Genomic DNA, 24,201 nt, shown 5'->3' on the forward strand with positions numbered 1-24,201 from the left:
TGAGAGCGGCTGCGAATGTCTAAGTCCCGGGGGGATTTTCGGGTGCGGGATCGTCCATCCGAAAACCCCCGCCGGGACCGCTTGTCTTACTGACCGGTAAAGCTGAGCCGGATTTCCGGTTTACCGGGATGAATCCGTGTCAGTACCGGCCGAAGGCGAGCGCGACATTGTGCCCACCGAAACCGAAGGAGTTGTTGATCGCGAACTCGATGTCCTGACGGCGAGCCTCGCCGTGCACGACATCCAGATCGATCGCCGGATCCTGGTTGTCCAGGTTCAGCGTCGGGGGGACGATGCCATCCCGGATGCTGAGCACCGTGAGTACCGACTCGAGTGCGCCGACGGCACCGATCGAGTGGCCCAGGGCCGACTTGGGAGCGTAGACCGAAGCGTGCTGCACGCCGGCCTTGTGAATCGCGTTGGCCTCCGCGGTGTCACCGATCGGGGTGGCAGTCGCGTGGGCGTTGACATGGGTCACGTCCTTGGGGGACAACCCGGCGGTCTGCATCGCGCGCTGCATGGCGCGAGCCGCACCACTGCCCTCCGGATCGGGGGCCACCAGGTGGAACCCGTCGGAGGTGATACCCGCGCCCATGAGTCGGGCGTGGATGGTGGCGCCACGAGCCTTGGCGTGCTCCTCGGTCTCGATGACCATGAGCGCGCCCGCTTCGCCGAAGACGAAGCCGTCGCGATCCTTGTCGAAGGGGCGCGAGGCCGCCTTCGGATCGTCGTTGCGAGTCGACATGGCCCGCATCATGGAGAACGCGGCGATCGGCACCGAGTCGATGAAACCCTCGACACCGCCGGTGACCATGATGTCGGCGTCACCCATGACGATCATCCGCCACGCGTTGGCGATGCCCTCCGAACCCGACGAACACGCCGAGACCGGAGTGATCACACCCGCGCGGGCCTTGAGTTCGAGACCGACGACGGCGGACGGCCCGTTCGGCATGACCATCTGAACAGCGAGCGGCGAGATCTTGCGATAGCCGCCGTTCTTCAGCTTGTCCACCGAATCGATCAGCGCGTCGCCGCCGCCGAGACCGGTGCCGATGGCCACACCCAGCCGCAGCGGGTCGACCTCGGGAGAGCCGGCGTTCTTCCACACCTCGCGACCGAGCACGGTCGCCAGTCGCTCGACGTACGCCATGCGACGGATCTCGACCCGATCGAGCAGCGTGTCCGGCGACACCTTCAGGTGGCCGCCGATTCGAACTGGAAGGTCGTACTCCGCAATGAAGTCGTCCTCGAGAGTGTCGATGCCGCTCTCGCCATTGAGGAGGCCCTTCCACGTCGCATCGACGTCACCGGCGATCGACGTGGTCGCCGCCATGCTCGTTACGACGACGTTGGGAAAGTTCCCGTTCAAGGTGGAAGGAGTGGTCACGGTGTCGGTTCCTACTCGCCCTCGGCGCCGAACTTGGCCTTCAGCTCAGCGGCCGCGTCGGAGTTCTCGGCCTCGAGCTTCTGGATGTACGCCACCGCGTCGCCAACGGTCTTCAGGCTCGCCAGGTCCTCGTCGGGGATCTTGACGCCGTACTTGTCCTCGGTCTGGACGGCGATCTCGACCATCGACAGCGAGTCGATGTCCAGGTCGTCGACGAAGGACTTCTCGATGGTCACCTCGGAGGGCTCGATACCGGTCACCTCTTCGATGATCTTCCCGAGCTCTTCGACGATCTGTTCCTGGGTCAGAGCGGCCACTGTGGTGGCTCCCTTCTTATTTCCTGTAGAGGGTGGATTTTCAATTGTTTGCGACCCGGTTGCTCCATCGCCGTTGATAGGAGCGGGCCGCGAGCCAAGCTAGCTTGCCGCGGTGAGTTCGGCGAGCGCGGGGAGGTCCGCGGGTGTCTTCAGCGCCAGATTCGGGGTGCCCTTGAGCTCCCGCTTGGCGATGCCGACCAGGGTGCCCGCCGGCGGCAACTCTGCCACCGCGGAAACCCCTGCCGCACGGATCGTTTCAGTGCACAGATCCCAGCGCACGGGGCGCGTGACCTGGGCAGCGAGCTTGTCGACCGCGTCCTGACCGGAGCTGACCGGCTGCCCGTCGAAGTTCGACAGCAGGGTCCGGACCGGCGCGCTGGGCGCGATCTTGGCGATGGCCTCCGCGACCGCGTCCTGGGCGGGAGCCATGAACGCGGTGTGGAAGGCGCCGGCGACCGGAAGTGCACGGACGCGGGCCTTTTCGGGCGGGTTCGCGGCAAGGGCTTCGAGCGCCTCGAGCTTACCCGCGGCCACGATCTGACCCACCGCATTGCGATTGGCCGGAATCAGACCGAGATCATCGAGACGAGCGAGCACCTCCGCTTCGTCACCACCGAGCACAGCGGACATACCGGTCGGCTCGAGTGCGCAAGCTTTGGCCATTTCCGCTCCGCGGATGGCGGCCAGGACCACCGCGTCATCGGCGGAGATGACTCCGGCGACGGCAGCGGCGGCGAATTCGCCGACCGAGTGTCCGGCGACGACTGTATCCGCGGGAAGCGAATCCTGCGGGATTTCCGCGAAAGCCATGAGGGCAGCCGCGACGACGAGCGGCTGGGTGACAGCCGTGTCGACGATTTCATCGGCGGTCGCAGTCGTGCCCAACCGCAGCAGGTCCAGCCCCGAGGCCTTCGACCACAGCGCGATGCGGTCCGCAGCGCCGGGAAGATCGAGCCAAGGGGTGAGCATGCCGGGAGTCTGAGAGCCCTGTCCAGGGGCGAGCAATGCGATCACGACTCAAGAAAACACTGTGAGGCCGCTCTCACGAGATGTCGGCGCGAATGAAGCTTGCTTGGCAGTTTTGTGAGGAGTCCACAAAAGACCAAGTGGGCCGTCCGGATCGCCCGATGCTCGAATCTCGTTACACCCCATCCTTAGGATCTGTGATGGGAGTCACATCAGTGGCAGGAGTGGGTGATTCGTTACGAGTTCGTGTCAGCCGACCTACTGTGGCCGCGATTCGTAACACATAGGCATCACGCGGGTTCATCGGATCCCGGCCCGTGATGTCGGCGATTCGCTTGAGCCGATAGCGGACCGTATTTGGATGAACGAACAGCTGGCGGGCGCAGGTCTCGACGGCTCCACCGCAATCCAGATACGCGTCCAGCGTGTCCGACAGATCGGCGCTGGCGGCGGCCAACGGCAGCACGAGGTGCTCGTTCAGGGCGTCTATGGCCGCACGGTCGCCGAGCAGGGCGCGTTCGGGCAGGAGTTCGGAGGCGTGCACCGGGCGTGGCGCACCCCGCCATCCCACCACGGCCTCCATGCCGGCCATCGCCTCCACCGAGCTGACGTGCGCGGCGGACAGCGCCCGCATGGTCGGGCCGATCACCACCGGGCCCTCGGAGAAGGCCTCGGCGAGCAGGTCCGCCAGGAACTGCGACGGATACATCGGGTCGCCGAGATGTCCGCTGACTACCATCACCAGCCGCGAACCCTGCACCACGGCGAGCGCGTTGCGGCCGTGCCGGCCGGCCACACTATGTACGGAACTGACAACAGCCACCTGGTCCTTGGGGGGAGTACCCACAAGGACCGTCGCCGGGGCGGTCGCGTCCCAATTGAGAGTGGCCGCACGGGACAGCATTTCGGGGCCGGTGTCGCCGCGCACCACGGCATCGACGACCAGGGCCTCCAATCGGGTGTCCCACGCGCCGCGCGACTCCGCGGCCGAGGCGTACACCGAGGCGGCGGCGAAACCGAGCTCCCGCCCGTACCGCAGCACCGCCTCGGTGAGCGCCACCAGCTGACGGTCGTTGCGCGCCAGGGCGGGCAGCCACTGCTCGAAGAACTCCATGGCCACCCGGACCATGTCGACGGTCTGGCGCAGCGTCAGCCGCCGCGCCAGATCGTCCGGAATCACTTGGAAGGCATCGAGACTGAAGCGGATATCCGACTCCGGGTCCTGCAGCCACTCCAGGAAGTTCACCACCGCCGTCTGCACCAGCATCTGGACGCCGGCCCGCTGGGCGGCGTCCAGATTGGCGAAGAACGGCAACCGATCCTGCATCGAGGCCACGGCCTCGGTGGACAGGCGACCGGAGAACTGCTTGACCCGTTTCAGGAGAGTGTCCGGAAGCGGGTCGCGCGTCTGCCGATTCGGGGAGAGCGCGCCGGTCGGGAGATAGACCTCGTGGGAGGAGGTGCCCTCTTCGTTGATCCGGCGCGGCCTCGGCGGTTTACGTTCCACGGTATTTATGTTCGGTTATGCGTCGCCGCCCTCGGTACCGGGTGCCGCCTTCGGCGCGGCGTTCACGTCGTCGATGGCGTAGCGGCGTGCCGCCTCGGCCACCGTGGCGGGTGAAATCCGGCCCTGAGCAGCGAGACCCTGCAGCGCGGCGACCACGATGGACGCGGCATCCACATTGAAGACGCGGCGCGCGGCCGGGCGGGTGTCGGAGAAACCGAAACCATCCGTACCGAGGGTGATGTATTCGGTCGGCACCCACTGACGGATCTGGTCGGGCACCGCGCGCATCCAGTCGGAGGCGGCGACGACCGGGCCCTGCGCCTTGGACAGCACCTCGGTGATGTAGGGCAGACCCGGATCCTGGTCGGGGTGACGGAGTTTGGCGATCTCCTTCGCGAGGGCCTCCTTGCGGAGCTCGCCCCACGAGGTCACCGAGTAGACATCGGCCTGCACACCCCACTCCTGGGCCAGCATCTCCTGTGCGCGCATGCCGTCGGGCATGGTGACGCCCGCGACCAGGATGTTGGCGCGCAGGTCGCCGGCGCCGCCGGGACGGTACAGGTAGATGCCCTTGAGCAGACCCGCCACGTCCAGGTTCTCCGGCTCGGCCGGCTGGACGTAGGGCTCGTTGTAGAGGGTGATGTAGTAGAAGATGTCCTCGCCGCCGAATTCGTGGTGCACCGAACGCGATTCGGGATCGGTGCCGGGCAGCGCCTCCTGGTAGCCCTCGGCCGGGCCGCCGCCGTACATGCGGCGCATGCCGTCGCGCACGATGTGGGCGATCTCGAAGGAGAAGGCCGGATCGTAGGCGACACAGGCCGGGTTGGTGGACGCCAGCAGCAGCGAGTGACCGTCGTTGTGCTGCAGGCCCTCACCGGTGAGCGTGGTTCGCCCGGCGGTAGCTCCGAGCACGAAGCCGCGCGCCATCTGATCCGCCGCCGCCCACAGGCCGTCGCCCGTGCGCTGGAAGCCGAACATCGAATAGAAGATGTAGAGCGGGATCATCGGCTCGCCGTGGGTGGCGTAGGAGGTGCCGACCGCGGTGAAGCTCGCGGTGGAGCCGGCCTCGTTGATGCCCTCGTGCAGGATCTGGCCGATGCTCGACTCTTTGTAGGCAAGCATCAAATCCGCGTCGACCGATGTGTACAACTGGCCGTTGCGGTTGTAGATCTTCAACGAGGGGAACCACGAGTCCATACCGAAGGTGCGGGCCTCGTCGGGGATGATCGGGACGATGCGCTTGCCGATCTCCTTGTCGCGCAACAGCTCTTTCATCAGGCGCACGAAGGCCATGGTGGTGGCCACCGACTGCTTGCCCGAACCCTTGCGGACCGAACGGTAGGCCTCGTCGCCGGGCAGTTGCAGCGGCTTTGCCAGCGTGCGGCGCTCGGGGACGAAACCGCCCAGCTGCTTGCGGCGATCCATCATGTACTGGATCTCGGGCGCGTCCTGGCCGGGGTGGTAGTACGGCGGCAGGTACGGGTTGGCCTCGAGCTCGGCGTCGGTGATCGGAATGCGCTGCACGTCGCGGAACGCCTTCAGATCGTCGAGGGTCATCTTCTTCATCTGGTGCGTGGCATTGCGGGCCTCGAAATGCTTGCCCAGGCCGTAGCCCTTGATGGTCTTGGCCAGGATGACCGTCGGCTGACCCTTGTGCGCCATGGCCGCGGCGTAGGCGGCGTAGATCTTGCGGTAGTCGTGGCCACCGCGCTTGAGGTTCCAGACCTCGGCGTCCGACAGGCCCTTGACCAGTTCCTTGGTACGCGGGTCGCGGCCGAAGAAGTGCTCGCGCACGTAGGCGCCGTCATTGGCCTTGTAGGTCTGGTAGTCGCCGTCGGGCGTGCTGTTCATCAGGTTCACCAGCGCGCCGTCGCGGTCGGCCTGCAGCAGGGCGTCCCACTCCCGGCCCCAGACCACCTTGATGACATTCCAGCCGGCGCCGCGGAAGAACGACTCCAGCTCCTGAATGATCTTGCCGTTGCCGCGAACCGGGCCGTCGAGGCGCTGCAGGTTGCAGTTGATGACGAAGGTCAGGTTGTCCAGGCCCTCGTTGGCGGCCACCTGGATCAGGCCGCGCGACTCCGGCTCGTCCATCTCGCCGTCGCCGAGGAACGCCCAGACGTGCTGGTCCGAGGTGTCCTTGAGGCCGCGGTCGTGCAGGTAGTGGTTGAAGCGGGCCTGGTAGATGGCGTTCATCGGGCCCAGACCCATTGACACCGTGGGGAATTCCCAGAAGTCCGGCATCAGGCGCGGGTGCGGGTAGGACGACAGGCCGTGGCCCGGACCGCCGTGGCTGTACTCCTGGCGGAAGCCGTCCATCTGGTCCGTGGTGAGGCGGCCTTCGAGGAAGGCGCGGGCATAGATGCCGGGGGAGGCGTGGCCCTGGATGAACACCTGGTCGCCGCCGCCCGCGTGGTCCTTGCCGCGGAAGAAGTGGTTGAAACCGACCTCGTAGAGCGCCGCCGAGGACGCATAGGTCGAAATGTGGCCGCCCACACCGATTCCCGGCCGCTGGGCGCGGTGCACCATGACCGCGGCGTTCCAGCGGATGTAGGCGCGGAAGCGGCGCTCCACCTCCTCGTCGCCGGGGAACCACGGCTCGTTCTCGGTGGGAATGGTGTTGACGTAGTCGGTGGAGGTCAGCGCGGGGATGGCGACATGGCGCTCACCGGCGCGTTCGAGCAGGCGCAGCATGAGGTAGCGGGCGCGGCCGGGGCCCTCGCGGGTGAGCATTTCGTCGAAGGAGTCGAGCCATTCACTGGTCTCCTCCGGGTCGATGTCCGGCAGGTATGACGCCACCCCCTCGCGAATCACTCGAACCCGGCCTCCCGCCGGGGATTTGCGTGCCGATCCATTGGTGGAATTCGACGAAGTCGGGTGCATCAAGTCGGTCAAGACGTTTGCTCCTCGTACACATGGGGTGGGACATCTGGTGTGGCGTCAATACCCCGGATATCCGCTGGTGGGCGGCATACCCGTAACGATTGGTCTGGGGCGCATCTCACATCCTTGCCGATGATGCGGCCCAGGTCATCATGTCAGCCGGAAATCCAGTACGGTTGCGCAGGGAATCGCGCCGCTCGCGACGCCATCCAACACCGCCGGGCTGGATCGGGGAGGAAACAAGTGAAGCTGCTGAACCCGCGGGGGTTCGGACTGGTGTGCGCGTCCGCGGCGGTGGCGGGGGGATTGGTTCTCGCCGGGTGCGCGAACACGGTCGAGGGTACTCCGACCGTGAATCAGGTTCAGGTGACGTCGTACAAGGCCGAGGCCGCGTCGTCCTCGGCGGCTGCCGCCTCTTCGAAGGCGGCCGCGGCGACCGCCAAAGCGACCTTCGACAACTGCGACCCGTTCCGCAAGATCACCGGGACCGCTGTCGATCGCTACAACGAGTTCGTCGACGCGCACGACGCGAACGCGGCCGACCAGATCGCCAAGCGCGACGCGGCGGCGTCCGCGCTCGAGGACGCCGCGAAGACGGTCGAGACTCAGGTGGGCGCGTCGGGTGCGGACCTGCCGGCGGATCTGGGGCAGAAGTTCACCGACTATGTGACCGCGGCGCGGTCGCTGGCCGCGGAGGTGCGGAAGATGACGACCAGCGCGTCGGTGTCGCCGCTGAACGACGCGAGTCGCAAGGTCAACGATGCTCTGACCGGTGTCCGGAACGCCTGCCCGGCCAAGTGAATCGGGCCCTTCACGTGGTGTGAAACCGGGCTGTCCAATGGATCTCACTGGTCTCACATACGACATTTAGGGTGCGATTTCGGCCGATCGGCTTGCGCTGGGGGCTTTTACCATGTTCGCTTGCAACTACCTATTGTCTGGAGTTGAGGAGGACACCACCGTGGTCGCCGCGGCGGACGCGCAGAACTACGCTCAGAAGCTTGGCATTTCACACGACATGGTGGTTCAGGAACTGGGCTGGGACGAAGATACCGATGACGCGCTTCGCGCCGAGATCGAGGAAGCCACCGGTTCCGAGCTGCTCGACGAAGACACCGACGAGGTGGTCGACGTCGTGCTGCTGTGGTGGCGTGAGGGTGACGGTGATCTGGTGGACGAGCTGCTGAACGTGATCACCCCGCTCGCCGACGACGGCGTCGTCTGGGTGCTCACCCCCAAGACCGGTCAACCCGGCCATGTCGATCCGAGCGAAATCGGCGAGTCGGCGACCCCCGCCGGCCTCACCGCGACCACCCCGGTCTCCCTGGGCACCTGGACGGGCACCAAGCTCACCCAGCCCAAGACACCTTCCAAGCAGCGCTGAGGCCTCCACTAAGGTTTCAGGTAAGCCGAGTGACAACGGTGGATTCCGCGTGTCTCCACGCGGTGTCGCTCGGTGCTGCGCTCAGGACATGAGGATGGAGGGGAAGGTATGCCGCTCGAGGTCGGTTCGGTCGCACCGGACTTCACGCTGAAGGACCAGAACAATCAGGAAGTCACGCTGTCGAGCTTCCGCGGCGAGAAAAACGTCCTGATCGTCTTCTACCCCCTGGCCTTCACCGGTATCTGCCAGGGCGAGCTCTGCAAGGTCCGGGACGAACTCCCCAAGTTCCAGAACGACAATGCCGAGATCCTCGCCATCTCCGTGGGCCCCCCGCCCACCCACAAAATCTGGGCAGCCGAGCAGGGCTACACCTTCCCCCTCCTCTCCGACTTCTGGCCGCACGGCGCCGTAGCCCAGACCTACGGCGTCTTCAACGAGAAATCCGGCTACCCCAACCGCGGCACCTTCGTTGTCGACAAGGACGGCATCGTCCGCTTCGCCGAGATGAACGGCCCCGGCGAGCCCCGTGACCAGCACGCTTGGGAAAAAGCCCTCGCCACACTAGATTCATAACCCGTTGCCCGGACATCCACATCCGGCGCACCGATCCGACCCCGGGCCCCGCCCGGGCAGTTGGGGCGTATAGCTCAGCGGTAGAGCACTGGTTTTACACACCAGCGGTCGGGGGTTCGATCCCCTCTGCGCCCACTCTGTTTGTGCAGGTCAGTTGCCCTCCGGGTTGCCCCACGATCGAAAGTGTGGGGCAAACGTGGGGCTTTCGGCTCAGCCGAGGATGTTCCGGACGTTCTCCCACTGGCTGTCTGCGAGGCTCGCGTACCGCTGTGTTGTGCGGATCGAGGCATGCCCGAGGAGCTTCTGAACCTGCTGTAGAGGCACCCCTGCGCGGACGAGGCGGCCCGCATAGGTATGGCGAAGATCGTGGGGGCGGACCTTGCCCAGCCGACGCCGATCGTCTCCTTCGCCGACCCATGCGACTCGAAGTGCCGCCTGGAACCGTTTCGCGAAGTTGTCTTGATCGAATGGCCGACCATCGGTGTGGGCCAACAAAAGTCCGCTTCTGACGGATCGGCCGGCCACGTACCGGACTGGCGAAGGCTCACCGAGGCCGTCTCGTTTTATGACGGCCAGGAGGGTGGCGGTCAACGTCTCCCCGATAGGGATGCTTCGTCGTTCGGTGTCTTTCGGTGCCTTAAGTCGCCGGGCCTCCTTATCCCAGGCCCACTCGACGCTGATCACCTTGCGTTTGAGGTCGATGTGCTCCTTGTGTAGCCCCTGGGCTTCGCCCATCCGCATACCGGTGCCCACGAGGACATCGATCACCAGCTGATCGAAGATGTCGAGCGGCTCACGCAGAGCGGAGAATTCCTCGTCTTCAAGGTGCCGCTCAGGGCTTGGCCCGGGCTTGGGCAGCTTGATGTCCACGCACGGGTTTTCATGGATCAGATTGGCCTTTCGGGCCGCTTTCATTGAGCCACTGAGTAGTCGGTAGCACTTGTCGACAGTCGTGGGCGCTAGCGGCAGGCTGGCAACCCACTCCTGTACGTCGGGTTGCGTGATGTCGGTCAGAAGTACTGAGCCCCACCGCGGTACGAGGTGCTTGTTGATACGCCGCGTGTCAATCGAGAGCGTTCCCTCTTCAACAGTGCGCTGCGCTGTCCATCTGGGAAGCCACTCGTTCCAGGACAGCGCAGGCGTTGGTCGTGTTGGGTTCTCGCGCTCCGAGTCTTCCTTGGCGGTAGCCTTGCGGCGCGCGATCTCCTTTGTGGTGAAGATGCCGGCACTCCGCTTCTGGCCGTTCGCGTCTCGGTACACGCCGCGGTATCGGCCACTCGGTAGCTTTTCTGCCCATCCCATGGGGCGAGCCCTCCATCCAGTCCTGACCTGCGCCGAAAATGCCGCTCCATGCTGGAAATCCTGGAGTCCGGGTAACGTGAGGCTGATGAGTGAGCTCGTACGTGACGCCCGAAATCTTGCGGAGGTTCATCTCGCTACGGCGTTGCCGCGGCGATGGCGACATGTCAACGGCGTTGCCCGCCAGGGTACTCGGATCGCGTCAGCCTTCGGGGTTGAAGCAGACGTTCTCGTCGCGGCGTGCTGGCTTCATGACATCGGATACGCACCGTCGTTGGCTACCACAGGTTTTCACCCACTGGATGGGGCGGTGTTCCTGCGTGACTGCGGATGGGACGAGCGTCTTTGTGCCCTAGTGGCTCGTCACTCCTGCGCGATCCGTGAAGCGACATTGCGTGGGTTGGAGGACGAGCTGCTGGTCTTTGATGACGAGAGTTCGCCTCTGCGAGACGCTCTATGGTTTTGCGACATGACTACTAGCCCGGATGGAGATCTGGTGGCCTTCGAGGGGAGACTGTCTGAGATCCTTGCGCGTTACGGTGCTGGGAGTATTGTCTACAACTTCATCCATTCTGCTCGGAATGAACTTCTTGCCGCGGTAGAGCGGACCGAGGCTCGAATTATTCACGGATCAGCCGATGTAGGGCTCATTTAACCGTGCATAACCATGATCTATTCGAAGCATAACCGACGGGTGGATATTCAGGCCGTCTAACTCAGTCCTTGTTGCCCACTTGACCTTCGGGGATTCGGGACTTGTATGAAGTTGCCCGCCAAGTGGTTTCGCGCGAAAACAAATTGAGAACTGTTGTCGAACTTCGCCATCCGAGTAAGCCATTACATGATTCGGGTTGGAGTAGATTCCGACCAGGCCGGTAACTTCAATGTCGATCCCGGTCTCTTCTCGGGTCTCTCGCACGGCTGTATCTGCAAGGTACTCGCCGAAGTCCTGTCCGCCGCCTGGGATTGCCCATCGCCCATTGTCGCTGCGCTGAATGAGCAGAACGCGATCTTGGTCGTCCAGAACGAAGGCGGTAGCAGCGACAACGATGCTGTTGGCTTTGGGTGCACGTGGATCGTTGTAGTACTCGGTGCGTGCCATGCTGCTCCTAGGCTAGTCTGTCGCCGGATACGGCTTGGAACCTTCCCATATGCTATCGAAGCTATCTGAGTAGACCTCGAAAAGGCTGCCTTCGAAAAGCTGTCGAAGATGCATCGCAGGTGACTGCGGTGCCATCCTTCCGTGGACGTGCATATTGACGAGCATGTGATCGTCGAACCGGAAGATCGAGTTGTAGAGAGTTGTGTCATGGAGTCTGAATTCGATACCCGGCTCGCCCATGACGGGTTGAAAGAACGCTAGGACATTCTTGATCTTGGCGGCGATAGCGCCAGCCCCGATGTTCTCCTCGTCGGTCCTGAGCCGCACTGCGGTGCCTTCTGGATCACCAAGAAGTAGACGAACTTTCGTTCCGCTCTGAGCCTTCTTGCGGAGCTTTTTCAAGAGTGCTGTGTCGTCTGTCAGGAACATTCCGGCATAGACGAGAATATCGAGCTGGTCATCAACGCAGTCAAACAATTTCAGCCATAGTTCACGGGGGATCTCGTGTCTATGCGGATATATAGTGACCACCTCCGACGCTGCAATCTCTGCCGCCCGTTCGGGCGTCACTGCGTCGGGCCATAAGAACTGCTCTGATTCCTTCAGGAGCGCCGCTACTTCAAAGCGGTGTTTCGGATACGGAATCGTTTCATTCCTGACCCACCGGTCGACGGTCTTTGTCGTGACATGAAGCTTCTCTGCCAGGGTTTCGGGCGTTAATCCGTTGCGCAAGAGCGCGTCTCGCAACCGATCGTTCGGCATCGTGGATCCCCTCCAAGACATCTATGGACATCTTAGATGTCTTGGAGAAGTCTGCACAAGGCCTGCTGTGGGGTGAAGTTGGCCTTCGTATCTGCGCGAATCTTGCTGTGTCCCAATCAGTTACAGCAAATCGACACGCAGGAGGACACATGCGAAGGAACGGAAGTCCCTACACCACAAGCGAACTCCCAAATGACCTCATCACGCTCCGCGAGGCTGCCCGGCTGGCAGGCGGAGTGCATCCGAAAACCATTCGCCGCTGGATCGATAGAGAGCTCCTGGAGGGCTACCGCCAGGGTCCCCGGCTCCTTTTCGTCAGCCGCCGGGAACTGCACGCGATCGCACGGCCGCTTGGCGAGAACGTCAAGGGAGTGGCCTGATGTCGTTCGTAGACGTTCCCCTCACCTTCGGTGAAGTGCGTGAGATCGAGTACGGGCCCGCCCGCGTGTCCACGTATGGGGAGAACAACCAGTACGCCACCAACATCGCCGCCAATGTGTCGTTCAAGCTGGGCAAGGCATACGTGGTGCTGTCGATCGCCGATGCTCAGGCGCTGTTGGAGGCACTGCCGGCGGTGCTGGCCCAGCACGATTACGCGGAGTTCCTGGCCGATGGGCTTGAGGCGGTGGCGCGATGAGCGACCCTCGCAAGATCGACAGCGCCGACATGGTGCAGGTGTTGTGGCCGACCGACGGCCCGTACACCGCCGAGCGGGTTATCGCCGCGGCCAGCGCTATCGCCGAACTGTGGCGATACCTGGCCCGTGCGACCCGGCTCGATGTTTTCGATCAGCCTGCTGATGCGTACGTGATGGTTGGCAATCTCCTGGCCTCGGCCCGCAGTGCGACGCAGATGTTCGTCCAGCTTCGTGACTGGGCCGTCTACCTGAAAGAGGATGCCGACCTGGCGCATGACGCCGCTCGTTACGACCAGGAACGCGCGATCACCACGGCGGCCGTGGCCGCGGAGTGGCTGTTCGCGGCGTCGGGCGACATGAGCCTTCTTGCCCAGGCCCTGGACAAGGCCACCGCCGAACTCGGCCACCTGTACATCGACCGCGACGACGCGGAGGGGGCCGGGCGATGAACCGTCTGACGTCGCTTCCATTCGTGCTGGTCGCTGTTTTGGTCGCGGTCTATGCCGCGCCGGGGTTCGTGTTCAGCGTTTTGGCCAGTGCGTTTCTGATCGTGTTCGGTGTGCGGTGGTTCATCCGGGCCTCCAGCCGTCCCCGCTCGAGGGGGATGTGGCGATGATCGAGCCGGTTGTTCGTACGGATGTGGCCGTGGTGCGCGGCATCGGGTTTGGGATGGCGCTGCTGCCGTTGGGCTTTCGGTTGATGCTGCTGGCCGGCGCGCTACTGGTAGCGATGGCCGGATGCACCGGTGCGTGGATCCAGCAGCAGCACTATCGGCCCTCGCCGAACGTCTGCCGCGCCGATGAGGTTGGTGTCCGCACCGACTGCATCCCCCGAGCGCAGCTCACCCCGGCGCCCGATCAGGCGGGGGCGCAGCGATGAGTGAAGGCATTCCGACCTACCAATGGCGCACGGCCCCAGCGCATCTGCGGACTCGTCGCCAGCTTGCTGCGGAGGGTTTGCGGCCGAATGGGCAGGACATCGCGGGCAAATTGCCCTATCAGCGGCGGGGGCGCGAGTACGTGGCGCACCTGTTCGACGTGGGCAAGAGCGCGCCGAAGCGGCCCGCGACCGAGGCCCAGTTGGCGGCGCTGGCGAAAGCGACTCGTGAGCACCAGCTTCGGGCCGCCGAGCGGCACGGTATCGACCGCAGCGAGTTCGAGGAGACCACCGAGACCGAGCAAGGCCCGGGGTGGGGCTCATCCACCAGTGCTCTTGCAGGGTACGCGGCCACGGGCAACGCCCTGGCCGACGCGATGGCTCGGGGTGTCGAACGCGAGGGGATGGGCCGATGAGCATTCGATTCTCGCCGCGCGACATGGTGGTGCTGACGATCCTCGCTGAGATGTACGGGGCGCCACTGGATCTGGTGGTGGCCATGCTGGGTGTGAGCCGGTCGCGGGCCTACCGGATCGTGGCGAAGTGGCAGAACGCCCACATGATCAGCGCCAACCGCGTGCGACCGGTACCCGGATCGGCGTGGGTGTACCCGACGAAGTCGGCGTGCGAGGCACTGCTGGACAGGTCGGTGCGCTATTGGGTGCCGACGCCGAAGATGGCCGCGCACACCAAGGCCGTGTTGCAGCTGCGCCTGGCCTTGACCGGGATGGATCTGGACCGCTGGATCTCCGAGCGTGCACTGCGCGCGGAGGTCGGGATGGTGGCAGCCGGGCAGGCCCGCCCGCATATTCACGATGGCCGTTATCTGACCGGTGCGGGTGATTGGTGGGCGGTCGAGGTCGAGCTGACTGCGAAAAGTATTGCGGCAGCCCGGTCCTCGGTGGCGCAGGCCGTGCTGGTCGCCCAGCGTGCTGATTGCGCGGGGTTGGCCTACTACTGCCGCGGGGACGCGGTGAAGAACGTGATCCGGACCGCGGCGGCGGGCCTGGATCTGCCGGGTGGCCCGCAGATGCGCTTGGTCGATCTGGACGAGTTGCTGGCCGCGAGACAGGCCGAATCCTCTTCTACCGCTTCGCGGCCCGGGCTCCGGGTGATCGCGGGCGGCGCTGCTGATCACGAAACCTCCCAGGTCACGAACCGGGACGACGGAAAGGCGGTCGGATCATGACCTGCACCCCGATGATCACCCCCGACGATTGCGCGTCGGCCGCCCCGGCTCCCACCACGCCGGCGCCGACGACGACGGAGCAGCCCGGTATCCACGTGCATCCGGAGATGCCGCCGATCGGGCTCAAGCACGATCCGCTGGGCTGGCTGCCGGACTTCTCGGCCTGGCACTGGGACAGCGTCGGCCAGCACGCCCTGCTGAGCGCGGCGTGCCTGGTGACCGTCCTGATCGGGATGGTCGCGATCGTGGCCCCGGCAACACTGCTGGGCTGGAAACCGGCCCGGCTGCGCAACTGGATGTTCGCGAGCATTCTGGCGATGCCCGGCGCTGCCGCACTGTGGGCGTGGGATGTCTTCGCCCCGGCCCGGGACTTTGGGCAGGCCGCCAATGAATGGCTAGCGGGCCAGTTCGTGGGCGGGATGTTCGGGATGGCACCGCTGCTGATCCCGGCGGCGTGGATCGTCGCGACCCTGTTCTACACCAACCGCCGTGTGCAGCTGGCCACGGTCGGGTTGAAGAGCCCGGCGCGGACCGAGCGGGCGTTGTATGTGCAGGCGCAGCGTGAGCAGCGTGCCGCGGCCCGGCTCTCGCGCCGGCGGCTGCCGTACACGACTGGCGGTTGGAATCCGGAGCTGGTGATCGGGCGGTTGTCGCTGGAAACTGATCAGGCTCCGCCGTCGAGCGTGATGCGGGCCCTGGTGGGCCGCAACGAGACGCGGCTGATTCTGCCGTGGATCAATGTGGCCGAGCACATGACCACGGTGGCTTCCAGTGGTTCGGGTAAGACGACGCTGATGCTGCGGGTGTTGTTCAGCTGGTTCGTGACCACGTGGACGCGGCATCGGCAGTGGTGGCGTCACGATCGGCCGGGTCGGCCGCTGGTGATCGTGGTGGACTGCAACGGCGGTCCGGAGTCGCGCAAGGTCGCGGCCCGGATGCGGAAATGGTTTGCCGCGTTGGGTGTTCGTCCCGACCGGATCGGGACCTTCCCCTTCGATGTGGCGCTGCGGATGTGGCCGCGTGCGGACTTCGATGCGTTGGCGGTCAAGGTGCAGCGGGTGATCGTGGACGATCTGCGGTCGGTGTTGTCGGCGATGGTCTCTGGTGGTTCGACACCGACGACCGACACCGAGAAGTACTTCCACGAGATCCGCGAGACCCTGATCCACCTGATCGTGGACGCCCCGGCCCGGGTCGATCTGATCAACGGTGTGCCGACGCCGGTCGGGCACAACCCGCCGCGTAGCTGGCTGGAGTTCTTGTCCCGCTTCGATGTTGCGAAGTTGTCGAGGCTGTGGGGCGGCCAGGCCGGGGTGATTCCTTGGTCGGGTGTGATGGGTGTGGACATGGAGATCGCGTCCACGATCGACGGCAAGCAGCCGGTCATGAACTCGGCGCGAGCCGAATTCGCGAACCTGTACCGGTCACTCGGGTCTGCGTTCGACGGTGAGAAGGAGCTGACTGACTTCGATCTGATCTACATCGTGCTGGAGGGGGTGAAGACTCCCGACCGGGCGCGTGCCCAGTTCGGTGCTCTGGGAACGATGTTGGAGCAGCTGGCCGACAAGCAGCACGGCCGTACCTCGCTGATGGTGGTGGACGAGTTCTCGGCGGTCTCCGATGGCAAGACCCGCGCGGTGAAGTGGGTCGAGCGGCTGCGGAAGGCCGGGATCGGGTCGTGGTGGATCGCGCAGTCGTGGCAGGGCCTGGGCCACGACGACGACAACCGGGCGGCGCTGGTCGCTGCGGCGTCGGGCGGGAGCCTGCTGGGCCGTTCCACCGACCCGGAAACCCTGTCCAAGGTCTATGGCACCCGCCCGAAGTTCGAGCTGTCCCGCAAGTTGATCGGCGGCAACCAGCCCGGTGACGAGGGCAACGTCCAGCCCTCGGACCAGTACCTGCTGCCGCCGAATCGGATGCGCGCCATGGCCAAAGGCGATGTCGTGCAGGTCTCGGGCGGTCGCGCTCGCTGGGGTCGGGTGAGCCCGCTCGATGACAACGAGCTCAAGAACGTGCGCCCGCTGCCGGGTATCGCCGATTTCGCCGAATCGGCGACGGCCGGCGCCGATCAGCTGGCCCCGGTCATCGATCTGAACAAGCGCCGCCCGGCCTGAAACCCATTACACGAGAAGGAGTTATGACCATGTCTTCCCTGAACCCGATCGAGCCCGAGGACCACGGTGAGGAGCTGGGCGGGCGGAGCGCCGCCGAGCAGGCGCACGAGCAGCAGGTCCTCGAAGCGCTCACCGCCGACATGGCCGACACCACGGCCGCCCAGCTGGCCGCGCAGATGGTGCCGGTCGTCCCGGACGGCGGAACCGTCGGCCGCACCGTCGCCCCACACGTCTCCCGGCTCACCAAAACCCGAGAGACCCTGCGGATCTGGGGCCCGGCCGTCGCGACCACGGCCGCCGCGACCATCGCGGTCGCGGTGCTGCCGCTGCCGGGTCCGCTGTCGCTGTATGTGCTGGCGTTGGCCGCGTTCGCGTGGTGGCACTGCGCCGGGCGCCCCGGTCCCGTCGACTCGGTGCGGATGCTCGCGGGCGTCGCCGTCGAGAACTACGCCGGGCTGCGCGAGCGGGTGACTCGCCTGTCCGAGCGGCGCGGTGCCTACGAGGCCCGCCGCACCTCCACAGACCCCGGATCCCAGTAGATCCGGTCCCTCAGTAACACCGATTGAAAGGAAAACCTGTGTCCGCCAACAGCATCGAGGTGGCCACTGTGGCCGCCGACCCTGACGTCGTGGTCGTGGCCCGCAAGTGGCTGCTGATCTGCAAAGAGGACTTCAACGAGTGGCCCGACGTGACCGCCGACGAGCTGGCCGCCCTTCCGGCCGAAGCGGTGGTGTGGGTGGTTGATCGGCTCTGGGCGGGCGGGCTGTCCGCGTTCCTGGCCGACTCCGCCGCCGACATCGCCGACCGCCGCACCGCCCGCGCCACCACGGCCATCTGACCCCGAAGGAGTAGAAACCCATGTCCGACAACGGGAATCCCGTCGACGAAATCGCCGCCGAGGCACGCAAATTCAGCGTCGCGATGATGGCCGCGATGAGGCGGCACACCCAGGCCGCAGGCTGGCTCGAACGCCGCAAGGCACGCAAGGAAATCAGCCGCCTGATCCGGCAGGAACAGCGCGAGCAGGCCCAGGCCCGCACCGACAACCTGACCTGGACCAACCAGGCCGTGGACCGCTACCGCGCCCACGTGCAAGCCGTCACGGCCCGTGCCGCCGATCCGAGCGTGGATCACGCTCGGCGCGCTCGTGACGTCGTGGCTCTGGCCCGGCATCGTGACGAGTTGGCCGGGCAGTTCGTGAGCAACGGCCATTTGACCCGCACCGAGCAGGGCATCGCCCTCGACGGTCTGGACGCGGTGACGGTGTTCCCGGAGTACGCGACCGGTGACCTGTTCAGCCGTGCCCACAAGGTCAAGGGCGTGGAAGCGCTGCACTACCGGGCGCGGGTGGCCCGCGAGACGGTCAGCATGCGCGAGCGCGCCGAGACCGAGAGGGTCGCCTGGGAAGCGAGCGTGGACGCCGCGCGCCGCGCGAACTGGGAACAGTCCGAGCTTGCTCGTATCGAGAACGCTCAGCCGGATCAGCACCGCTACGCCGGAGAGCTGACCTGGACCGATGAGCAGGGCGGCGTGACCATGGCCGAGCGGCAGTGGTTCCCGACCGAGCATGTCGCCACCGAGTGGATCGGCCGCAGCATCGATCACTCGCTGTGGACCGAGGGCACCACCGTGCAGGTCCGGACCGTTGACAGGCACAACGCTGCAACGCAATACAGCGAGCGGGGTCGTCCCGAGGTCGTGGCCGATCAGCTGGCCGCCCGCGAGGCCATGTTGCGGGAGCGGACGCTGGCCGGGCAGGTTCACCGCGATCAGGCGCCGGTGCAGGCCCGCGAGGCCGGGCAGGAGTCTGGCCGGCGGATCCACTCCATCGGCGAATCCGGCCGGGTGTGGACCGCCGACGAAGCTGGATGGTTCGGATCCCATGCGCCGAACACCGTCGCCGGGTTCGAAGCGAAGTTCGCAGAGGTCCAGCGGCGCGCGTTTCACGACATCAGTGAGGGCTTGGGCTGGTCGGAAGAGATCGAGCACGCCCGTTTCGGTCTCGATCACAGCGACGCTCTCGACCCGCAGGCGCGTGCACGGGCTCGGGAGATCCTGACCGTCACCGAGACCGAAGCCAAGCTCGGGCAACGGCCCGACCGGGATCTGTGGCAGGCCGTGATCGATCCCGCCGAGTTCGACCGCTGGAGCGGCCTGGGGGAGCGGGGCACCCGGGAAAAGCCGCACCAGCAGGCGAGCCAGCAGCAGGCCGCGCGTCCGGTGTCCGCGAAGACGCGGGAGGTGCCGGACTGGGCCGAGGGTGTGGCTGCGCAGATCAACGAGTTGGCCGATCAGCGAGACACCCTCCTCGAACAGACCAAGCAGCTCACACGGATCACCGAGGACCTCACCGCTGAGCGTGACCGGCTGCGTGGCGAGCGTGACGAGGCGGTGCAGAAGCTCGCCGAGCGCACGCCGGCGTCCGAGCGGTACGGCAGCCCCGAACGCCAGGCCGAGCAGGCCAAAGCGGCGGCGCGACAGTCGGCAGGCTCTGCGCTGGCCGACTACCAGCACGGTAGCGCCCTGGCCGATGCCGTCGCCCGCAACGGACACGACCGAGAAGGGATCGAGCGGTGAGCACCGACGTCCCGGAGCCGACCATGCCGGGCGAGGCACCGCCCGACATGGACCCGGCGACGTGGCGCAGTCAGTCGCAGGCACGCGATCTGGCTGCCACTACCGATGGCCCGACATCACCACAACAACCAATCGAGAGGACACCGAACCGATGAATGACATTACCCACCCCGAGCACACCGCCGAGCCGGACGAGACCGAGTCCGAGACCGAGCAGCAGATGCGCGCGGACTTCATGCACGCATGGGGGACCTACAACAACAGCTGGGACTACGACCCCGCCGACGATATCGACTACATGGAGTACGCGGGTCCGTGGCTCAGTGGCGATCAGCGCTGGATGAACGAGTGGATCTACCTCGAAGACGCGACCCTGCAGTGGGCCGAGAATCCGGACCTGTTCGCGGAAGTCCAGGACGGCGACCGCAAGACGCTGTCGTCGGTCCAGGTGCGCAGCCAGGAGCAGGCCCGCTACATTGCCGAGCACGGCATCGAGCGCGACGAGTCCGGGTTGTTGACCTCGCACTACGTGACCCGGGTCCAGGACCGCGCCGAATCGGCCGCTGGTGTGTCGTCGCCGCTGGCCGACTACCGGCCCGGTAACGCACTGGCTGCGCACCTGGCGAACTCCGAGCGTGACGGGTTCGAGCGGTGAGCACTCCGGCCGTCGAGGCGACTATGCCCGCCCAGTCCTTCGGCGCGCACGATCTGGTCGCGCGGCCGGCGGGCCCGCGGTCACCGGTCCGGACGGCCTGCGCCGCGATGCCGACGTCCACGGGCACGGTCCGGCCGTTGCCGGAAGCTCTGGGCGCCACCGACCTTGAGGCGCGCTTGATCGCGGCGCATCAGCGGACCGCCGAGTTGGAGGAGCAGCTGGCCGCCGCGGTCGCGGGCCGCGATGCCGCCGAGCATCGGGCCGCGCAGCTGGAAGACCGTAACCGGGAGTTGGCCAGCGATCTGGACAACGCCCTGGATCAGCTGGCCGGGCATGCCCTGCACGCCGAGCAGGAACGCCTGATCCGCCCTCCGGCGTGGAGCCCGTGGACCGCGTCGTCCGACCGGGAGGGGTACGACCGATGAACTCGTCAACCACTGTCCAGCCTGTCCACCGGGTGTCCAGCGGGCGGTTCGACCTTGCGGAGCTGACCGCTTTGGCGATGACGATCGTCATCGGCGCGGGTGCGTTCGCGTGGTCGTTCGCGGCCCTGACGGAGCTGGCTGTGATGGCCGGGATCACCTCGCGTCTAGCGTGGGCCGGGCCGATCTTCGTCGACGGCGCGATTGTCCAGTCCGCGGTCGCGCTGGTTTCGTTGCAGCGCCGCGCCCGCCAGGCTGTCGTGATCCCGAAAGCTACGCGCTGGTTCTTCTGGGGTGAGTTGTTCTCCGCCGAGCTGATCAGCGTGGTCGGAAATGGCTTGCACGCTGCGGAATCCGGGCATCGAGTGCTGCCCGCGACCATCGCGGCATTCGTCGCGGGCGCGGCACCGCTGTTCGGGTTGGCGGCCACGCACGGCTTGACCGCGCTGATCGAGGTCCCGCGCAACCCGCAACCGGAGCCCGAGCCGGAGTTGACGCCGGTTTACGCCGACTCCACACGGCTGGACAGCGACTGGACAGGGCTGGAAAGCGACCGGACAGCGCTGGACGGCGGGCAGACAGTGACCGCCGAGACGGTGGACACCGATCCGGTGGCCGACCGTGATGCGGAGATCCTGCGCCGGCATCAGGCGGGTGAATCGATGCGCGCGATCGGCGCCGCGGTCGGGCTGTCGCACTCCCGGGTCGGGCAGATCATCGCCGCCGCCGACACGTCCGATGACGGTGGGGAGGTGCTGAGCCTGGTTCGCTGACCGATCGCCCGGTGGTGCGGGAGGGTGTGCGGCGGTCCCTCCCGCGTCCAGGGCGCACAGCGTCGCCGGGCGGCAATGGCCGAGACGGCCACCCTTGACCCGCGAGCCTCTACCGCCATACGAGCACAGCCCTACAGGGCAGGCAGCGAGCCTGCCCCCTCAATTCCCTTCCACCTCGAAACCCTTGGAGGACACCATGACCAACACACTGACCGACCTGGACCAGATCAACGCCGAGCTGATGGGCGCCGGCGCCCGTAACCCGTTCGGCAAGGACGTGCAGCCCGGCGACGGGGTGACCGGCGAGATCGTCTCGGTCGTGCGCCGCCACCGCCACACCAGCCAGGGCCAGCCCCTGTTCTGGGTCAACCGCAAGCCGACCGTCGCCACCAGCGGTGACCCGGTGATCGATTCGCAGCTGATCGTCGAGACCGACGCCCGCGACGACGAGCAGGACGACGGCCTGCGCGCGATCACCCTCGACCGGGACGTGCAACGCGCGATCAGCGCGGGTGTGCGCCGCGCCCGCGCCGGCGGCATAGCGATCGGCGGCCGGATAGAGGGCCTGCTCTACGTCGGCCCGGTCGCGGGCGGCGGCTACGGCCGCATCTACGACCTCGGCGCCTACATCGCACCCGCCGCATAGCGATCCCACCCACCAGTAAACCCGCAGATCCGGTACGCGAAACCGCTACTGACGACCCGACCCCAAAATCGGTGTGAGCAGCGGTTTTTCTATACGTCATCGTCGGTGGAGTTCGGCGCGCCACCGGCGGGTATACCGTGCACCCGTCAACCAGCCTGGTGCATACAGCGAGAGCGATTACCCCCGAGCGGGCCCCGGACCGACGCACGCAGTCCGGGGCTCGGTTGGTAAAACCCTTGCGGGATACCCGATTGCAGGACCGCTCAGGGCTAGAGTTGGCGCTCATACTGCTGGCTGGTCGGCGATAGCACTGCCACTCTTGCTCTTTCGTCGGTTTGTGCCGTGCGTGTGACTTAGCGTGCCATCGGCGCGGAAATGTATTACCGCCTATACCGGGGCGAGGCATCATCCAGCCGACCAAGCCCAAGATCGTGATCGCTCCCACACCCGCACTCACGAATTCGAGATCCGATGACTGACCCCCGTCAGTGGCTGCCTGCCGTCCAACCCCGCATCGCGCCTGTCATTCCGGCGCGGATGCCCATGGCGCCCGTCCCCTTGGTGAGCATCGGCGACATCACCGTGTTCCCCGGGGTGATCGTCACGCCCTCCGGGCCGATGATGTTGAAAGGCGCGATGTGGAATGCGGTCGACAACTCTCGGGTAGAGACCAAGATGCCCGCGTATGCAATCGTGCTGGCGATCCTGCTGTTTCCGGTGTGCTTTGTCGGCGTGTTCTGCCTGCTGATCCGGGAAACTGAGTTCTCGGGCTTCGTCGAGGTGAGCGTCGCCAGCGGGGGCCGTTACCACCAAACCCTGATACCCGTGCTCCAGCGCGAGACCTTCGCGGAGATCATGTCCCGAGTCAGCTACGCCCGCTCGGTCAGCATATGAATCACCGGTGCGCGCAGCGGGTTTTCTATCCGCCATTGTCGATGGAGTGATCTTCGGCGGGGTCGCTGGCGGGACCAGCTGCGAGTCGGGCCTGTGTTTCCGGCCCTCGCGGATCGCCTGCTTTTCAAGCGGAAAAAGTTTGCTAATGGGATGCTGGAACTGAAGCAAGGAAGTCGACTACTCGTGCCCCACGGCCGCGGGGCGACGAACGGAGCCAGCGCCTTCGGCGTGCGGGACTCGACCCGACCGACCCCGTGCACCGGTGGCGATTCCATCAGATCCGGATCATGATCATCACAACCATGCCGAGCGGACTTCCGTGCGGACAGCGATGGCCGGCACCACCCGGTCGGCATCGATAGCGCCGCAATGCCTTCCGGCGCGTTCAATACCGGTCGGCCAGATCCTCGTCGTCGACCACGCGCACGGCCTCGGCGAGCCGCCGCAACCTGGCGACCACGATGTCGGCCGTCGCCCCGGTCCGATAGACGCCGTCGCACACTGCGACGACGCCGCCGAGCATCGGCAAGGCGAGCAGCGCGAGCACCTCGTCGACGTCGTCCAGGCCCGGCGCCGGGTCGACTGCCGGCCAGACCGCGCGCAGCGCGTCGCGCCCGTCGAACATCTCGGCCGGATCGACCTCGGCGAGGACGTCGAGGACCGCGGCGAGGAGGTGGTCAGATGTCATCGCTGACGCCGTCCCGGCCGTCGAACGCCAACGGGTTACAGCCCGGGCCGAGTTCCGGCTGATAGACGCGCGCGCCGCAGCGGCCGCAGGTGTGGACGAGGTGGCCGCGGGAGCAGCCCGCGAGGCGGCACGCGGTCCATCCGAGGGTCGACCGGCTCGCCGCGAGTACATGGCGTTGCGGGCCCGAGCAGAAGATCGGCGTCGGGAGAACCCACCCGCGCGGAGTCTGGACCAGGTGGTCGTTATCGATGGCGTGGCCGTCCGGGTGCAGATACCAGACAGTACGCCGGTCATTCGAACCCATGTGCGAATGATAGCCGAGCGGTCGCTTATGATCTGCGCGTGTCGGACGATCAGAAAATGTGCCAGGTCTGCGGCGAGCGCCCGGTCGGCGAGGGCTACATGTCGATGATGTGCCGCGAGTGCCGGGCTCGGATCGAGGAGCAGAATCGCACCCGGCCGTACCCGTTGCTGCCTCCGCCGGACGACATCATCTAGCGTGCGGGCGCGGGGGGGGGGGGGGGGTTGGTGGGGGCACCACCCGCCC

General features: G+C 66.0%; 31 protein-coding genes and 1 tRNA gene. 22 read left to right on the top strand and 10 right to left on the bottom strand.

The window, feature by feature from the left end:
• Positions 1 to 139 precede the first annotated feature (139 nt).
• The 5 genes from ACFXN1_RS14750 to aceE form a co-directional block, all read right to left on the bottom strand.
• A complete protein-coding gene (locus tag ACFXN1_RS14750) occupies positions 140 to 1,390 on the bottom strand; it encodes a KasA/KasB family beta-ketoacyl-ACP synthase (protein ID WP_379399911.1) in 1,251 nt (416 codons plus the stop codon).
• A gap of 11 nt (positions 1,391 to 1,401) precedes the next feature.
• Positions 1,402 to 1,707: a meromycolate extension acyl carrier protein AcpM gene (gene acpM / locus ACFXN1_RS14755; RefSeq protein WP_033086997.1), complete on the bottom strand. Its 306-nt coding sequence runs from the start codon at positions 1,705 to 1,707 to the stop codon at positions 1,402 to 1,404.
• 99 nt (positions 1,708 to 1,806) lie between these two features.
• Positions 1,807 to 2,721 (bottom strand): ACP S-malonyltransferase, encoded by a 915-nt coding sequence (locus ACFXN1_RS14760; protein WP_379399910.1) that lies wholly within the window; start codon positions 2,719 to 2,721, stop codon positions 1,807 to 1,809.
• Between the two features lie 127 nt (positions 2,722 to 2,848).
• A complete protein-coding gene (locus ACFXN1_RS14765) occupies positions 2,849 to 4,150 on the bottom strand; it encodes a PucR family transcriptional regulator (protein ID WP_379400047.1) in 1,302 nt (433 codons plus the stop codon).
• 45 nt (positions 4,151 to 4,195) lie between these two features.
• Complete coding sequence (gene aceE, locus ACFXN1_RS14770) at positions 4,196 to 7,063, bottom strand: pyruvate dehydrogenase (acetyl-transferring), homodimeric type (protein ID WP_379442418.1); 2,868 nt, start codon at positions 7,061 to 7,063, stop codon at positions 4,196 to 4,198.
• Between the two features lie 243 nt (positions 7,064 to 7,306).
• Here aceE and ACFXN1_RS14775 point away from each other — a divergent pair, with 243 nt between their 5' ends.
• From ACFXN1_RS14775 to ACFXN1_RS14790, 4 genes are all read left to right on the top strand, one after another.
• Positions 7,307 to 7,864 (top strand): hypothetical protein, encoded by a 558-nt coding sequence (locus ACFXN1_RS14775; RefSeq protein ID WP_379399909.1) that lies wholly within the window; start codon positions 7,307 to 7,309, stop codon positions 7,862 to 7,864.
• A gap of 160 nt (positions 7,865 to 8,024) precedes the next feature.
• Positions 8,025 to 8,447 (top strand): DUF3052 domain-containing protein, encoded by a 423-nt coding sequence (locus ACFXN1_RS14780; protein WP_354838512.1) that lies wholly within the window; start codon positions 8,025 to 8,027, stop codon positions 8,445 to 8,447.
• Positions 8,448 to 8,555: 108 nt separating this feature from the next.
• A complete protein-coding gene (locus tag ACFXN1_RS14785; protein ID WP_354838203.1) occupies positions 8,556 to 9,020 on the top strand; it encodes a peroxiredoxin in 465 nt (154 codons plus the stop codon).
• Positions 9,021 to 9,083: 63 nt separating this feature from the next.
• Positions 9,084 to 9,155 (top strand) — tRNA-Val (locus tag ACFXN1_RS14790).
• 75 nt (positions 9,156 to 9,230) lie between these two features.
• Here ACFXN1_RS14790 and ACFXN1_RS14795 read toward each other — a convergent pair.
• Entirely contained in the window at positions 9,231 to 10,322 is a 1,092-nt protein-coding gene (locus tag ACFXN1_RS14795; protein ID WP_379442389.1) for a tyrosine-type recombinase/integrase, read from the bottom strand.
• A gap of 85 nt (positions 10,323 to 10,407) precedes the next feature.
• On the opposite strand from ACFXN1_RS14795, the gene ACFXN1_RS14800 reads away from it, so the two are divergent.
• Positions 10,408 to 10,974: an HD domain-containing protein gene (locus tag ACFXN1_RS14800; protein ID WP_379442391.1), complete on the top strand. Its 567-nt coding sequence runs from the start codon at positions 10,408 to 10,410 to the stop codon at positions 10,972 to 10,974.
• Here the strand turns inward: ACFXN1_RS14800 and ACFXN1_RS14805 are convergent.
• A complete protein-coding gene (locus tag ACFXN1_RS14805) occupies positions 10,951 to 11,421 on the bottom strand; it encodes an NUDIX hydrolase (protein WP_379442392.1) in 471 nt (156 codons plus the stop codon). The genes ACFXN1_RS14800 and ACFXN1_RS14805 overlap by 24 nt on opposite strands.
• A 12-nt stretch (positions 11,422 to 11,433) precedes the next feature.
• Positions 11,434 to 12,183: a DUF5919 domain-containing protein gene (locus ACFXN1_RS14810; RefSeq protein WP_379442393.1), complete on the bottom strand. Its 750-nt coding sequence runs from the start codon at positions 12,181 to 12,183 to the stop codon at positions 11,434 to 11,436.
• A gap of 149 nt (positions 12,184 to 12,332) precedes the next feature.
• On the opposite strand from ACFXN1_RS14810, the gene ACFXN1_RS14815 reads away from it, so the two are divergent.
• From ACFXN1_RS14815 to ACFXN1_RS14890, 16 genes are all read left to right on the top strand, one after another.
• Positions 12,333 to 12,563: a helix-turn-helix domain-containing protein gene (locus ACFXN1_RS14815; RefSeq protein WP_379442395.1), complete on the top strand. Its 231-nt coding sequence runs from the start codon at positions 12,333 to 12,335 to the stop codon at positions 12,561 to 12,563.
• Positions 12,563 to 12,820, top strand: a complete 258-nt coding sequence (locus ACFXN1_RS14820) for a hypothetical protein (RefSeq protein ID WP_379442396.1) — start codon at positions 12,563 to 12,565, stop codon at positions 12,818 to 12,820. Before ACFXN1_RS14815 ends, ACFXN1_RS14820 begins: the two co-directional genes overlap by 1 nt.
• On the top strand, positions 12,817 to 13,269 hold the full coding sequence (locus ACFXN1_RS14825) for a hypothetical protein (RefSeq protein ID WP_379442398.1): 453 nt from the start codon (positions 12,817 to 12,819) through the stop codon (positions 13,267 to 13,269). The genes ACFXN1_RS14820 and ACFXN1_RS14825 overlap by 4 nt, the downstream gene beginning before the upstream one ends.
• Positions 13,266 to 13,436, top strand: coding sequence for a hypothetical protein (locus ACFXN1_RS14830; protein ID WP_379463596.1), 171 nt, complete (start codon positions 13,266 to 13,268; stop codon positions 13,434 to 13,436). Before ACFXN1_RS14825 ends, ACFXN1_RS14830 begins: the two co-directional genes overlap by 4 nt.
• Positions 13,433 to 13,699, top strand: coding sequence for a hypothetical protein (locus ACFXN1_RS14835; RefSeq protein WP_379442399.1), 267 nt, complete (start codon positions 13,433 to 13,435; stop codon positions 13,697 to 13,699). Before ACFXN1_RS14830 ends, ACFXN1_RS14835 begins: the two co-directional genes overlap by 4 nt.
• Entirely contained in the window at positions 13,696 to 14,112 is a 417-nt protein-coding gene (locus ACFXN1_RS14840) for an RRQRL motif-containing zinc-binding protein (protein ID WP_379442401.1), read from the top strand. Before ACFXN1_RS14835 ends, ACFXN1_RS14840 begins: the two co-directional genes overlap by 4 nt.
• The gene (locus ACFXN1_RS14845) at positions 14,109 to 14,885 is read left to right on the top strand and encodes a hypothetical protein (protein WP_379442402.1); all 777 of its coding nucleotides are present in this window, start codon (positions 14,109 to 14,111) and stop codon (positions 14,883 to 14,885) included. The genes ACFXN1_RS14840 and ACFXN1_RS14845 overlap by 4 nt, the downstream gene beginning before the upstream one ends.
• Positions 14,882 to 16,999: a hypothetical protein gene (locus tag ACFXN1_RS14850; protein ID WP_379442403.1), complete on the top strand. Its 2,118-nt coding sequence runs from the start codon at positions 14,882 to 14,884 to the stop codon at positions 16,997 to 16,999. Before ACFXN1_RS14845 ends, ACFXN1_RS14850 begins: the two co-directional genes overlap by 4 nt.
• 29 nt (positions 17,000 to 17,028) lie before the next feature.
• Complete coding sequence (locus ACFXN1_RS14855; RefSeq protein WP_379442405.1) at positions 17,029 to 17,538, top strand: hypothetical protein; 510 nt, start codon at positions 17,029 to 17,031, stop codon at positions 17,536 to 17,538.
• A gap of 38 nt (positions 17,539 to 17,576) precedes the next feature.
• Complete coding sequence (locus ACFXN1_RS14860; protein ID WP_379442406.1) at positions 17,577 to 17,837, top strand: hypothetical protein; 261 nt, start codon at positions 17,577 to 17,579, stop codon at positions 17,835 to 17,837.
• A gap of 20 nt (positions 17,838 to 17,857) precedes the next feature.
• On the top strand, positions 17,858 to 19,576 hold the full coding sequence (locus tag ACFXN1_RS14865) for a hypothetical protein (RefSeq protein ID WP_379442407.1): 1,719 nt from the start codon (positions 17,858 to 17,860) through the stop codon (positions 19,574 to 19,576).
• A gap of 151 nt (positions 19,577 to 19,727) precedes the next feature.
• Positions 19,728 to 20,231, top strand: coding sequence for a hypothetical protein (locus ACFXN1_RS14870; RefSeq protein ID WP_379442409.1), 504 nt, complete (start codon positions 19,728 to 19,730; stop codon positions 20,229 to 20,231).
• Entirely contained in the window at positions 20,228 to 20,656 is a 429-nt protein-coding gene (locus ACFXN1_RS14875; RefSeq protein WP_379442410.1) for a hypothetical protein, read from the top strand. The genes ACFXN1_RS14870 and ACFXN1_RS14875 overlap by 4 nt, the downstream gene beginning before the upstream one ends.
• Positions 20,653 to 21,426, top strand: coding sequence for a DUF2637 domain-containing protein (locus ACFXN1_RS14880; RefSeq protein WP_379442411.1), 774 nt, complete (start codon positions 20,653 to 20,655; stop codon positions 21,424 to 21,426). Before ACFXN1_RS14875 ends, ACFXN1_RS14880 begins: the two co-directional genes overlap by 4 nt.
• A gap of 196 nt (positions 21,427 to 21,622) precedes the next feature.
• Positions 21,623 to 22,072 (top strand): hypothetical protein, encoded by a 450-nt coding sequence (locus ACFXN1_RS14885; protein WP_379442413.1) that lies wholly within the window; start codon positions 21,623 to 21,625, stop codon positions 22,070 to 22,072.
• 561 nt (positions 22,073 to 22,633) lie between these two features.
• A complete protein-coding gene (locus ACFXN1_RS14890) occupies positions 22,634 to 22,966 on the top strand; it encodes a hypothetical protein (protein ID WP_379442414.1) in 333 nt (110 codons plus the stop codon).
• A 385-nt stretch (positions 22,967 to 23,351) separates the two neighbouring features.
• Here ACFXN1_RS14890 and ACFXN1_RS14895 read toward each other — a convergent pair whose 3' ends face one another.
• Both ACFXN1_RS14895 and ACFXN1_RS14900 read right to left on the bottom strand, forming a co-directional pair.
• Positions 23,352 to 23,654: a hypothetical protein gene (locus ACFXN1_RS14895; protein WP_379442415.1), complete on the bottom strand. Its 303-nt coding sequence runs from the start codon at positions 23,652 to 23,654 to the stop codon at positions 23,352 to 23,354.
• On the bottom strand, positions 23,644 to 23,958 hold the full coding sequence (locus tag ACFXN1_RS14900; RefSeq protein ID WP_379442417.1) for a hypothetical protein: 315 nt from the start codon (positions 23,956 to 23,958) through the stop codon (positions 23,644 to 23,646). Before ACFXN1_RS14900 ends, ACFXN1_RS14895 begins: the two co-directional genes overlap by 11 nt.
• A gap of 38 nt (positions 23,959 to 23,996) precedes the next feature.
• Here ACFXN1_RS14900 and ACFXN1_RS14905 point away from each other — a divergent pair, with 38 nt between their 5' ends.
• On the top strand, positions 23,997 to 24,152 hold the full coding sequence (locus ACFXN1_RS14905; RefSeq protein ID WP_379463597.1) for a hypothetical protein: 156 nt from the start codon (positions 23,997 to 23,999) through the stop codon (positions 24,150 to 24,152).
• Positions 24,153 to 24,201 lie beyond the last annotated feature (49 nt).

Origin of the sequence: Nocardia sp. NPDC059154, from assembly GCF_042755705.1 — a bacterium.
Lineage (GTDB): Bacteria > Actinomycetota > Actinomycetes > Mycobacteriales > Mycobacteriaceae > Nocardia.